Origin of the sequence: Flavobacterium qiangtangense, assembly GCF_042658345.1 — a bacterium.
GTDB lineage: Bacteria > Bacteroidota > Bacteroidia > Flavobacteriales > Flavobacteriaceae > Flavobacterium > Flavobacterium qiangtangense.
In genome coordinates this window covers 234522-246760 of record NZ_JBHSQB010000009.1, presented here as the reverse complement: position 1 = coordinate 246760, position 12239 = coordinate 234522, and the positions used below count along the sequence as shown (strand labels likewise).

The 12239-nt window shown below is 36.3% G+C and carries 12 protein-coding genes; 5 read left to right on the top strand and 7 right to left on the bottom strand.

Annotated features, from left to right (window positions below; genetic code table 11):
- Window positions 1-28 precede the first annotated feature (28 nt).
- Both ACFPVY_RS12930 and ACFPVY_RS12925 read left to right on the top strand, forming a co-directional pair.
- Window positions 29-1375, top strand: a complete 1347-nt coding sequence (locus tag ACFPVY_RS12930; RefSeq protein WP_379792512.1) for an ammonium transporter — start codon at window positions 29-31, stop codon at window positions 1373-1375.
- A 265-nt stretch (window positions 1376-1640) separates the two neighbouring features.
- The gene (locus ACFPVY_RS12925) at window positions 1641-2156 is read left to right on the top strand and encodes a nuclear transport factor 2 family protein (protein WP_379792511.1); all 516 of its coding nucleotides are present in this window, start codon (window positions 1641-1643) and stop codon (window positions 2154-2156) included.
- Between the two features lie 85 nt (window positions 2157-2241).
- Here ACFPVY_RS12925 and ACFPVY_RS12920 read toward each other — a convergent pair whose 3' ends face one another.
- Window positions 2242-3192: an L-threonine 3-dehydrogenase gene (locus ACFPVY_RS12920; RefSeq protein ID WP_379792510.1), complete on the bottom strand. Its 951-nt coding sequence runs from the start codon at window positions 3190-3192 to the stop codon at window positions 2242-2244.
- Between the two features lie 247 nt (window positions 3193-3439).
- On the opposite strand from ACFPVY_RS12920, the gene ACFPVY_RS12915 reads away from it, so the two are divergent.
- The 3 genes from ACFPVY_RS12915 (at window position 3440) to mfd (ending at window position 8847) form a co-directional block, all read left to right on the top strand.
- The gene (locus tag ACFPVY_RS12915; RefSeq protein ID WP_379792508.1) at window positions 3440-4708 is read left to right on the top strand and encodes a M43 family zinc metalloprotease; all 1269 of its coding nucleotides are present in this window, start codon (window positions 3440-3442) and stop codon (window positions 4706-4708) included.
- 118 nt (window positions 4709-4826) lie between these two features.
- On the top strand, window positions 4827-5486 hold the full coding sequence (locus ACFPVY_RS12910; RefSeq protein WP_379792507.1) for a hypothetical protein: 660 nt from the start codon (window positions 4827-4829) through the stop codon (window positions 5484-5486).
- 28 nt (window positions 5487-5514) lie between these two features.
- A complete protein-coding gene (gene mfd, locus ACFPVY_RS12905; RefSeq protein ID WP_379792707.1) occupies window positions 5515-8847 on the top strand; it encodes a transcription-repair coupling factor in 3333 nt (1110 codons plus the stop codon).
- Window positions 8848-8897: 50 nt separating this feature from the next.
- Here the strand turns inward: mfd and ACFPVY_RS12900 are convergent, their stop codons facing one another.
- The 6 genes from ACFPVY_RS12900 to ACFPVY_RS12875 form a co-directional block, all read right to left on the bottom strand.
- The gene (locus ACFPVY_RS12900; RefSeq protein ID WP_379792506.1) at window positions 8898-9557 is read right to left on the bottom strand and encodes an aspartate kinase; all 660 of its coding nucleotides are present in this window, start codon (window positions 9555-9557) and stop codon (window positions 8898-8900) included.
- 73 nt (window positions 9558-9630) lie between these two features.
- Complete coding sequence (locus ACFPVY_RS12895) at window positions 9631-9990, bottom strand: YraN family protein (protein ID WP_379792504.1); 360 nt, start codon at window positions 9988-9990, stop codon at window positions 9631-9633.
- Between the two features lie 31 nt (window positions 9991-10021).
- Window positions 10022-10912 (bottom strand): S66 peptidase family protein, encoded by an 891-nt coding sequence (locus ACFPVY_RS12890; protein ID WP_379792503.1) that lies wholly within the window; start codon window positions 10910-10912, stop codon window positions 10022-10024.
- A 90-nt stretch (window positions 10913-11002) separates the two neighbouring features.
- Window positions 11003-11542, bottom strand: a complete 540-nt coding sequence (locus tag ACFPVY_RS12885; RefSeq protein ID WP_379792502.1) for a DMP19 family protein — start codon at window positions 11540-11542, stop codon at window positions 11003-11005.
- 134 nt (window positions 11543-11676) lie between these two features.
- Complete coding sequence (locus ACFPVY_RS12880) at window positions 11677-11904, bottom strand: CDGSH iron-sulfur domain-containing protein (protein ID WP_379792501.1); 228 nt, start codon at window positions 11902-11904, stop codon at window positions 11677-11679.
- Window positions 11905-12017: 113 nt separating this feature from the next.
- Window positions 12018-12188 (bottom strand): hypothetical protein, encoded by a 171-nt coding sequence (locus ACFPVY_RS12875; RefSeq protein WP_379792500.1) that lies wholly within the window; start codon window positions 12186-12188, stop codon window positions 12018-12020.
- Between the last annotated feature and the right edge of the window lie 51 nt (window positions 12189-12239).

The window sequence follows — 12239 nt, the reverse complement described above, 5'->3', positions numbered from 1 at the left end:
ATAAAATTAGGCGTTAAATAAATTTATAATGAAAATAGAAAAACGTTGGATCGCATCTTTTGCCATAGTCGCCATAACTGCAATCGCAGGATTATTCTATGAACCAGCAACAGATTTCCCGTCAAAAGATTTTGGTCCGTTAGAAAATATTGTTCCGGCAGATGTTGCTTGGTTGCTTACCGCTTCTTGTTTGGTACTTTTAATGACTCCCGGACTTTCATTTTTTTACGGAGGAATGGTTGGCAAGAAAAACGTAATTTCCACGATGCTAAAAAGTTTTATTTGCCTTGGCGTCATCAGCCTTCTTTGGGTGGTTGTTGGTTTCAGTCTTTCCTTCGGAGATTCCATAGGTTTTTCAATCGACGGAAAACATTATGGAATTATCGGAAACCCCTTTACTTACTCGCTTTTTGATAACGTCGGCGAACATCCACACGCAAAGATGGCCACCACCATTCCATTCATATTGTTTGCGCTTTTCCAAATGAAATTCGCAGTCATAACACCAGCTATTATTACAGGATCTCTTGCGGAACGCATCCGTTTTATCTCGTTTCTTTTGTTCATTTGTTTGTTTACTTTGTTTATTTACACGCCGTTATGCCACATGGTTTGGCATCCCGACGGGTTGTTAGGAAGTTATTTCGGAGTGAAAGATTTCGCAGGAGGAACTGTAGTTCACATGAGTGCCGGTTTTGCCGCAATCGCAGGCGTTTTGGTACTCGGAAAAAGAAAAAATAACGGTCACATTCCAGCCAATATTCCGTTCGTACTTTTAGGAACCGGAATGCTTTGGTTCGGTTGGTTTGGTTTCAACGCGGGATCTGCTTTAGCCGCAAACGCAACAGCAGCGATGGCTTTTGCAACAACCACAATCGCTTCGGCTGCTGCAATGCTGACTTGGGTTTTCTTCGACAGAATTAACGGACGAAAAGTTTCTGCAATGGGAGCTTGCATCGGAGCTGTGGTTGGGTTAGTTGCCATTACCCCAGCCGCAGGATTCGTGTCCATCCCCAAAAGTATTTTCTTCGGATTCGCCGCTGCCTTGATCTCAAACAAAGCTTTATATTGGAAAAAATTAAAAGAAATTGACGATACCTTAGACGTTTTTGCCTGCCACGGAGTTGGGGGTATTACCGGAATGATTTTGACCGCCATTTTTGCCCAAGGCGAAAACGCCAGCCTTCTTCACGGTGGCTGGTCCGTTTTTGCGCATCACATGATGGCGCTGGTTTTGGTGGCTTCTTTCACGTTTTTCGGTTCTTATTTCTTGTTTAGATTCACCAATCTTTTCATTCCGCTTCGTGTTTCTGAAGAATCTGAAGAAATGGGACTCGACCTTTCACAGCACGACGAACAAATTGGCCACGCTTAATTTTTGAAACCAAACTAAACGTATTTTTTAATCCATATTCCCGCTGTCTGCAGTAGCTTTTCCTGCTCCCGAAGCTTCGGGGCAGCAGAAAAAGGCTACTGCCGCCCATCGGGGTTAGAAATCAAACTTTCAGGCTTCTTTTATCCCGAAGCTTCGGGACGACAAGATTGCTTGCCTACTTTACGCAGAAAAAAAACTATCATTTTAATTTTCAAGCAAAACAACTTTGTAACTTTGAGACTTACCAACTTCTCAATAAACTAAAATGAATTTTAAAAAGACAGTCTTGCTTTTAGCCATAGCTTTTTCAACAGCAACTTTCGCCCAAAAAAAGCAAACAGAAACCGCAGAAAAAGAAACTATCAACAACCTTTTAGATTCTTGGCACAAAGCCGCATCTGACGCCAATTTTAAAGAATATTTCAGCGCATTAGCCGAAAACTCCATTTACATCGGGACCGACGCTACAGAAAATTGGAACAAAAAAGAATTCGAAATTTGGGCGAAACCATACTTTGATAAAGGAAAAGCTTGGAGTTTTACGGCTTTGCAAAGAAATATTTATTTCAGTCCAGACAAAAAAATAGCTTGGTTTGACGAACTTTTAAACACGCAAATGAAAATCTGCCGAGGTTCAGGAGTTCTTGAAAAATCAAATGGAAAATGGAAAATTAAGCATTATGTTTTGTCCATGACCATCCCAAACGATAATTCTAACGAAGTCATCAAGGCAAAAGAAACTATTGAGACAAAACTTATTGAAGATTTAAAAAAGCAATAAAACAAAAAACCGAGAACAGTAAAAAACTATTCTCGGTTTTTTATTTATAAGAAAAATCCAAAAAATTATCTAATTATCAAATTGGCTAATTTCCTAATTCTCTCAAATGTTCCAACATATCTTTCGTCATACTTTCCAAGTCAAAGTTGTGTTTCCAATCCCAATCTTCTCTAGCTTCGGCGTCATCAATACTTGACGGCCAGCTGTCGGCGATTTTTTGCCTGAAATCTGGCTCATACGAAATTGTAAATTCTGGAATATGCTTTTTAATTTCAGCGGCAATTTCATCCGGAGTAAAACTGATTCCGGCTAAATTATACGAAGAACGAATTTTTATATTTTCTGCCGGAGCTTCCATAATACTGATGGTCGCGCGAATTGCATCGTCCATATACATCATCGGAAGTTTTGTTTCTTCTGATAAAAAACATTCATATTTTCCGTCATTTAACGCTTTATGATAAATATCGACTGCATAATCTGTCGTTCCGCCACCAGGAGGCGTTGACCAACTGATCAAACCAGGATAACGGATGCTTCTGATATCCACGCCAAAAATATTGTGGTAATATTCACACCATCTTTCGCCAGATTGCTTGCTGATACCATAAACCGTTGAAGGCTCCATAATGGTATATTGTGGCGTATTTTCTTTGGGAGTTGTTGGTCCAAAAACCGCAATACTCGAAGGCCAAAATATTTTTTTAATCTTTCCGGCTTTGGCCAAATTTAAAACGTGAAAAAGCGAATTCATATTCAAATCCCAAGCAAATGCTGGATTTTTTTCAGCCGTTGCAGAAAGCAAAGCCGCCATCAAATATACTTCTTCAATATTATATTGCTCAACAATCGTTTCAATTTGGTTGAAATCTAAAGCATTTACAACTTCAAACGGACCTGAATTTACAAATTCAGCACTTCCTTTTCGAACGTCTGAAGCAATTACAGCGTCAGTTCCATATTGTTTGCGAAGCTGTTTGGTCAGCTCTGTCCCGATTTGGCCACAAGCGCCAATGATTAAAATTTTTGCGTGCATTTCACATGATTTGGTAGTTGGCACAAATATACTATATCGAAATAGATAATCTTCAAAAATTATAAGAGTAATCGATCCAAAATAAATAATTTATTAAGAATTAAGAATGTTAAATGCTATATCGTCAGCATTTTTAAGAATGGCATAAACTATCTTATACTTTTAAAATGATTTGAATCAAAATACTTTACAACAAAATGATTTCCTATTGTTATTTTTCTAAATTTGTCCCTTTAAAATTTTAAAAATGAGAAAAATTACCTTTTTGCTTTTATTAGCTTCTTCTACATTATTTGCCCAAAGAACATGTTTAACACATGAAAAAATGAATAATGTTTTGAATACTCCCGAAAAAAAAGCGCACCATGATGAAGTGATGAACTTTGTCAAAAATTCGTCACAAGACAATCTTTTTAGAACTAGTGGCTCTAACGGAACTCAAAGTACCAATACTGTAATTACAATTCCTGTTGTGTTTCACGTTTTATATAAAAATCCGAACCAAAACATTTCTGATGCTCAAATTCAATCACAACTTGATGTATTGAACAGAGATTACAGAAAATTGAATACTGATTTTAGCGCAGTGGTTCCTTCTGTATTTCAAGGAATTTCTGCAGATATGGAAATCGTTTTTTGCAAAGCAACGAAAACACCTTCTGGCGCCACAACAACTGGGATCGTGAGAAAATCGATTGCATCAAGTGTCTCTTTTGGAGACAGTTATTATTTAGCTGCCGGAGATCCTGCTTGGGATCCAACGAAATACTTAAACGTTTGGGTTGGGATTTTAAATGGAGATTACAACGGAATCTTAGGCTGGGCATATCTTCCGGATCAAGCCGGACAAGCATGGGACGGCTTTGTTTGTGACTACAGGTATTTTGGAACAACTGGTACTGCTACTGCTCCGTTTAACTTAGGAAGAACTTGTACTCACGAAATCGGTCACTATTTAGGTCTTGATCATCCTTGGGGCGAAGATGATAGTTTATGCGGAAGTGCTTCAAACGACGACGGTGTTGCTGATACTCCTGCCACTAACGGTCCCTATTTTGAATGTCCAACGTTTCCCTCAAATGAATTTGCCTGTACTGCAACTCCAAACGGTTCTATTTTCATGAATTATATGGATTATGTGAATGACGCTTGCATGGCAATGTTCACAAATGGCCAAAAAGCTTTGGTTCAAAACACAATGAGCGGGCCAAGAGCCAGTTTATTAACTTCTGCATCAACAGCGTGTGGAGCGCTAAGCGTTGAGGATTTTCAAGCTATAAAAGCAATTACGGTTTATCCAAATCCGGTGAGTGTTGAATTTTTTATAGCGTCTCCTTTTAAATCAATAGACGAAGTTGAAATTTACAATCAAAACGGTCAATTGGTAAAATCTGCTAAAGTTGACTCAACTGATTCTTATAGAATGAATGTTGACGGTTTAGCATCGGGAATTTACTACTTGAGAATTTATGACAAAAATGAGTTTGTAAAATCAGACAAACTTATCATCAAATAATTTTGAAAGGCCTTGAGAAATCAAGGCTTTTTTTTTTATCAAAAATTTATCATTCTCAAAATCGCAGAAACTCAAAAGTTTCAATAACATTTGTAAATTTGCAACTTACCGAAAGTCTATGAAACTTAAATTATTAATAATCGTTATATCCTGTTTTGCCATTTTTTCTTGCAAGGATGATGACTCGAAAACAGTGCAAGCAAATGCAAAAGAAGTTCAAAAAAAAGAACAACTTTTTACAACAATTAACAAAGCTTGGATCTTTAACACACCACCGCCAAATTCACAAGTTCAAAGCAGAATTCAAAATTGGGCAGAATGGAGATTGTTTTTGACAGAATTAAATCAAAAACCAAAAAGTTCCATCGGGGCATTTCAGCAAAAAGCCAAAACACTTTCGTTAAAAGTTACGGCATTGCAAAACAACATTCCGTCAGTTTTCAATAAGCCAGAAATTATAAGCCGAATTATGACCTTGAGCACAAAAGTCAAATCGCTCGACTTATTCATGAATTTAAGCTACATACAAGATCAAAAAGTCGTTAAGTTAATTCCAGAAATCAACGAGGAAATTGCTTCACTGCAATCTCAGATGGAAGAAATTATCAAGAAAAGTGAAATCAAATTAGAAGAAGGTGAAGCCGAAATGCTTCGATCAATTCCAAGAGATTCGGTTGTGAAACCAAAAGCTCCAATTAATTTGCAGCAGCAAAAACCAAGCAACTCCAGAGGAAACAGTGGTATTGTTCCAACTTTAGATCCAAAACTACATAGATAACAATCATTTGAAACTACCAATTTTAAATATTTACGCCAATTCTCCAAAGGTCAAGCAAATTGCAGAAAGCCTTGAAGTCAGAGAAAATAAAGTACATTTGAAAGGCCTTTTGGGTTCTTCATTGTCTGTGATTGTGGCGAGTTTGTTCAAGAAAAATGAGCTTCCTTATTTAGTAATTCTTCAGGACAAAGAAGAAGCCGCTTATTATTTGAACGATTTAGAACAGCTTGTTGGCGAGGAAGATGTCTTGTTTTATCCCGGATCTTATCGCCGTCCTTACCAAATTGAAGATACTGATAACGCAAGTGTTTTGCTTCGCGCGGAAGTTTTGAATAGGATAAATTCTAGAAAAAAACCGGCCGTAATTGTCACTTATCCCGAAGCCCTTTTTGAAAAAGTGGTTACCCGACAAGAATTAGACAAAAACACTTTGAAAGTGGCTGTTGGTGATCAAGTTTCCATCGATTTCATCAACGAAGTTTTGTTTGAATATGAATTTAAACGAGTGGATTTCATCACTGAACCAGGAGAATTTTCAGTCAGAGGTGGAATTTTAGACGTTTTTTCTTTTTCGAATGAAAATCCGTTTCGTATTGAATTCTTTGGAAATGAAGTAGATAGCATCAGAACTTTTGATGTAGAAACTCAACTTTCGGTTGAAAAACAAAAGAAAATTACGATAATTCCAAACGTCGAAAATAAATTTTTCCAAGAAAATCGAGAGAGTTTTTTAAATTATATCAACGAAAAAACGGTTCTTTTTATTCAAAATACCGATTTGCTTTTTTCAAAATTAGATCAGCTTTTTGGACGAGCAAAAGAAATTTTTGGAACAATGGATGCGACTGTAAATCACATTGCTCCAGAAGAATTGTTCTTAAATCAGGAAGCATTTATCAAAAAAGCGCTTGATTTTACGGTGGCAGAAATGGGTTCGAAAGCAATATTCAGAACTCAAAAAACTTTTGAATTTCACATTCAGCCACAACCTTCGTTCAACAAGCAATTTGATTTATTGCTAAATAATTTGAATGACAATCAGCAAAACGGATACAAAAATTATATTTTTTGTTCGAATGAACAGCAGGCAAAACGTTTCCACGATATTTTTGAATCTTTAGACGAAGTCAACAGCGAAAATATCCGAAAGCAATATCACACTGTTGTTTTTCCGTTATTTCAAGGATTTGTGGACGAAGAAAACCAAATCGCCTGTTACACTGATCATCAAATTTTTGAGCGTTATCATAAATTCAGCATCAAAAACGGTTATTCTAAAAAGCAGACGATTACTTTAAAAGAACTCAATACGCTTTCCGTTGGCGATTATGTAACGCATATTGACCACGGAATCGGGCGTTTCGGCGGTTTGCAAAAAATTCAGGTGGAAGGAAAAACACAGGAAGCAATTAAATTGGTTTATGCCGATAACGACATTGTTTACGTGAGCATTCACTCGTTGCATAAAATTTCAAAATTCAACGGAAAAGATGGATCTCCGCCGAAAATATACAAATTAGGTTCTAATGCATGGAAAGTTTTAAAGCAAAAAACCAAAGCCAGAGTCAAACATATTGCTTTCAACTTAATTCAATTATACGCAAAGCGAAGGCTGGAAAAAGGGTTTCAATATGCGCCAGATAGTTATCTTCAGGCCGAATTAGAATCGTCTTTTATTTATGAAGATACGCCAGATCAGTACAAAGCGACGCAAGACGTGAAAAATGATATGGAAAGCGAGCGTCCGATGGATCGATTGGTTTGTGGAGATGTTGGTTTTGGAAAAACCGAAGTTGCGATTCGTGCGGCTTTTAAAGCAGTTGACAACGGAAAACAAGTTGCAATTTTAGTTCCAACGACCATTTTGGCTTTCCAGCATCACAAAACTTTTACAGAACGTTTAAAAGATATGCCAGTAACGGTGGGCTATTTGAACCGATTTAGAACTGCAAAGCAAAAATCTGAAACGCTGAAAGAATTGGCCGACGGAAAACTTGATATTGTTATTGGAACGCACCAATTGGTCAACAAAAATGTTTCCTTCAAAAACCTTGGATTGCTGATTGTCGATGAAGAGCAAAAATTTGGAGTAAACGTAAAAGACAAATTAAAAACGATTGCTGCGAATATTGACACTTTGACTTTGACAGCAACGCCAATTCCGAGAACGTTGCAGTTTTCATTGATGGCAGCGCGAGATTTATCTGTAATCACAACGCCTCCGCCAAATCGATATCCGATTGAAACGCAAGTTGTTGGATTTAACGAGGAATTGATTCGTGATGCGATTTCGTATGAAATTCAAAGAAACGGACAAGTTTTCTTCATTAATAATAGAATTGAAAACATCAAAGAAATTGCCGGAATGATCCAACGTTTGGTTCCTGGAGCGCGTGTTGGCGTGGGCCACGGTCAAATGGATGGAAAAAAATTAGAAGAATTGATGCTGGCTTTTATGAATGGAGATTTTGACGTTTTAGTGGCCACAACCATTATCGAAAGCGGTTTGGACGTACCAAATGCCAATACAATTTTCATTAATAATGCCAATAATTTTGGTCTTTCAGATCTTCACCAAATGCGTGGAAGAGTTGGCCGAAGCAATAAAAAAGCGTTCTGTTATTTCATCACGCCACCTTATTCTGTGATGACTGATGATGCGAGAAAAAGAATTCAGGCTTTAGAACAATTCAGCGAATTGGGAAGCGGTTTCAATATTGCTATGAAAGATTTAGAAATTCGTGGCGCCGGAGATTTATTGGGTGGCGAACAAAGCGGTTTCATCAACGAAATTGGTTTTGAAACCTACCAAAAAATCATGAATGAAGCCATCGAAGAATTGAAAGAAAACGAATTCAAGGATTTGTATCCGGAAGATGAAAATGCGCCTGAGAAAGATTATGTGAAGGAAATTCAGATTGATTCTGACTTTGAATTATTGTTTCCAGATGAATATATCAACAATGTTTCTGAGCGATTGAATTTGTATAATGAATTGAGCAATGTGAAAAATGAAGCCGAATTGCTTGCTTACGAACAGAAACTGATTGACCGATTCGGCGCTTTGCCAAGACAAGCAATTGCATTGATGAACAGCATCAGAATTAAATGGTGCGCTACAAAACTTGGAATAGAGAAATTAGTCTTAAAACAAGGAAAAATGGTTGCTTATTTTGTTTCTGACCAGCAATCTGAATATTACACTTCGAATCAATTTCACAAGGTTTTGCAATTTGTTCAAAAGAACGGAAACCTTTGCAGAATGAAAGAAAAAGAAACTAAAAACGGACTTCGATTGTTGCTGACTTTTGAGAATGTAAAATCGGTAAAAAAAGCTTTGGAACTTATCGAAATGATATAAAAAAATGCCTTTCAAAACTGAAAGGCATTTTTTTTATTTAATTGAAAATCTTATAGATTTCTCAAGTCTTTGATTACTTTAAAAGCAACATCCACCTCGTCTTCGCTCACTAAAATTGTGAATTCATAAGATGTAGAAATTACTTCGTTAACGATAATTCCTTCCCAAGCCAAACGCTGGAAAATAAAATAATAAACTCCTGGAGTTGAAACGTTATCCTTTGGTAATTTCACTGTGATTGAAGCCAAATTTTCCCATTTGTGAAGCAATTTTTCACCAACGAAATGTTCGTCCACCAAGTGCGCCATACTTGCGCTGATCACGATATTTGTTTCGCTCACACCTCTTGAAGACGTATAAAAAATATCAGAATGTGTGTTTATTTCAGAAATTAAAGCTGCTTGTTTATCTAAAATTTTATCTGAAACCGCAAAAGTAAAATCTGTTAATGAAGAACGAACCGTGATTTCTCCAATGCTTTTTAAAACTTTGATAATTTTGTGATTTAATCTAAAATCTAAATCTTCTGAAAGACGTTTCAGTGCCATAACCACGGCTCCTTGTTTCACGTCTTTTCCTAATTCTTGCTTTAAATCTGGAAGCATATTTCTTGATAGGGAAGTCAAGTTTATAATTCCTTGTGACAAGGCGCTTAATAAGAACGGCTTGGTTTTAATGTAATGCTCTACTACAGAGGAAATTGTTTTCATATTAAAAATAGTATTTAGTGGTAGTTGTATTGCAAACATACAATTTAAAAACAAATTGTTAAAACTTTGTTACTTAAAAATGATAAAAAGCATCCACTAAATGTTCAATTTTAAAAATTTTCGCATCTTTATGAATAGAAATTATATCAAATCGAACTTCTGAATCTAAATTGTTAGAAATTATATATTCATTAATGGCTTTCACCAAAAGTTGGATTTTTTTTGGTTTTACAAAATCTTGTGGCAATCCAAATTCAATGCTTGATCGCGTCTTAACCTCGATGACCGCTATGATTTCGCCTTTTTTTGCAATGATATCAATCTCTGCTTTTTGAAAAACCCAATTCGTTTCTAAAATTTCATAACCTTCTTTTTGCAAGTGTTCTACAGCCAATTCTTCCCCTAATTTCCCGAGTTCATTATGTTCTGCCATGGCGTTTATAGATTTTAAAGAAAAATAAAAATTACTGAAACTTTAACACGGTTTCTTTATCATTCACTTCAAATGTAACAGTTTTTCCAAGTATCAAGGCACGATTATCTTTAATATGTCCAGCCGGAAAATTATAAGAAACCGGAATATTCAAATCTTTTACAATGTCTTGAATGATTTCTAAGGAATCGTGTCCCCACGGAATATCGTTGTCGTTCATCGAAGTCATTCCACCGATAATAATTCCCTTTAATCCTTTTAAAGAACCATTTCGTTTCAAATTCATCATCATTCGATCAATATGATAAAGATATTCATCCAAATCTTCTAAGAAAAGAATTTTCCCGTTCATATCCACTGCCGATTCTGAACCTTGAATGCTGTACAAAACCGAAAGATTTCCGCCGACCAATTCGCCAGTAGCTTTTCCGTTTTTGTTGAAAGCATGATGCGGAATGTGGTATTCTAGCTTTTCTCCAAACAATGCTTTTCTGAAACTTTCAATCGCTTCTGGAGTTGCTGATTTTGCGCTAATCGCCATAATTGCGTGCAAAGTTCCAATATCCATATTATTAATGTGGCTGTGCATCACCGTGACGTCACTGAACCCGATGACCCATTTTGGCTTCTTTTTGAAATTATCAAAATTGATTCTGTCAACGATTCTCACGGTTCCATAACCGCCTTTTGCAGCCCAAATTGCTTTTATATCTGGATTATCAAGCATTTCTTGAAAATCGGTGGCACGTTGCCAATCTGGTCCGGCCAATTGATTTTGTTCTTTTCCGATGCTCTTTCCGATGACCACGTTCAATCCCCAACTTTCTAATAATTTGATTCCGGGTTGTAATGTAACCAAATCGATTTTTCTGGCTGTGGCCAAAATCCCAACGGTGTCACCTTTTTTTAAATATTCTGGCATAATAACTTTAGTTTGAGAATGTAAAATGGAAAGATTGAAAAAGAAAAGTAAGGCAATTATTTTTTTTAGGAACATTTCGGTTGGATTAATTTATACTCTTTTAATTTCGTGCCCGACGAATTCTTCTAAGGTAGCAAAAATTTCATCAACAGAAAGCACTTCAAAATCGGGGTGTGATTTTAAGAAATCAGCATTTAGCGTAATAAGATTTTCTTCCAATTCAAAAAAAGTGTCGCTGTTCAAGGAATCTCTCACCGCATTTACGCCTTCTAATTTTCCTTTCAAAAACTTACCGAGCTTGACACTGCTCATCAATTTCACTTTTTTAGATTGCTGTTGGAACAATTCCAAATGTTTTTCGGCGCCAATTAACGCCAAACCTTCTTCGATAAGTTCGTTCAACTCTTTGTCCCAACCTGATTTGTGCACAAATTGCGCAAAATTTCCTTCGGAAAGCTGTGTCCAGTAATAATCCAAATAATAGCTCATCAAAGCGTCTTCGTGAATCAAATCATCGTCCACTTTTTCTTCGCGCATTAAATTGATTACTGAGATATTCGACAAAATCACATCATGCGGATTCTCGCTATTCATTGCTGTTTCTGAAACTATTATTTTCCCGAATTCCATATTTTCAAATTTTAAAGTAGGTGCAAATTTCAATTAAATAGTTGAGCAACAAAATATTTTTTGGATTTAACTTTAAACAAAAAACAAAAAAAGCCACATTCTGAGTGTGGCTTTCCTTATAATCTTAAAATTTCTTATTTCGCTTTCATCGGTGGCAAATCAAATGCAGTTGCATCATGCTCAAAACCATTTCGATGTGCGCCATCGCAAAAAGGTTTGTTTGCTGATAATCCGCAACGGCAAAGTCCTAGCGCAGTTCTACCTTGCAAATGATATACTTTTCCTTCCGCATCAACGATTTCAAAATCGCCATCAATTTTTATAAATCCGTTCTTTGTAACGGTTAATTTTGTCTTACTCATGAATCTCTTTTTTGGAGTTCAAAGATTGCAAAATATATTTGAAGGAAATGAAGCTTTTGTGCTGTTTTTACTCGTGAAAGCCCAATTTACAATGGTTCTAATTTAGAGCAAATTTATTCTGTTTTCAAATCATCATCCTTTTTCTGCTGATTCATTTTGGCCACCAAAGCTTTCATCCGCAAGGCTTTTTCCTTTTTTTCTTCTTGGAGTTTTGCCTTTTTTCGGTTCAGTAATTTGGTGTGCAAAGCCTTATTCTTTGTGTTTTTTTCGGGTCCTTTTGCCATGATTTCATCTTCTTTGATTTCCGGTTACAAATATAACGGAATTATTACGAT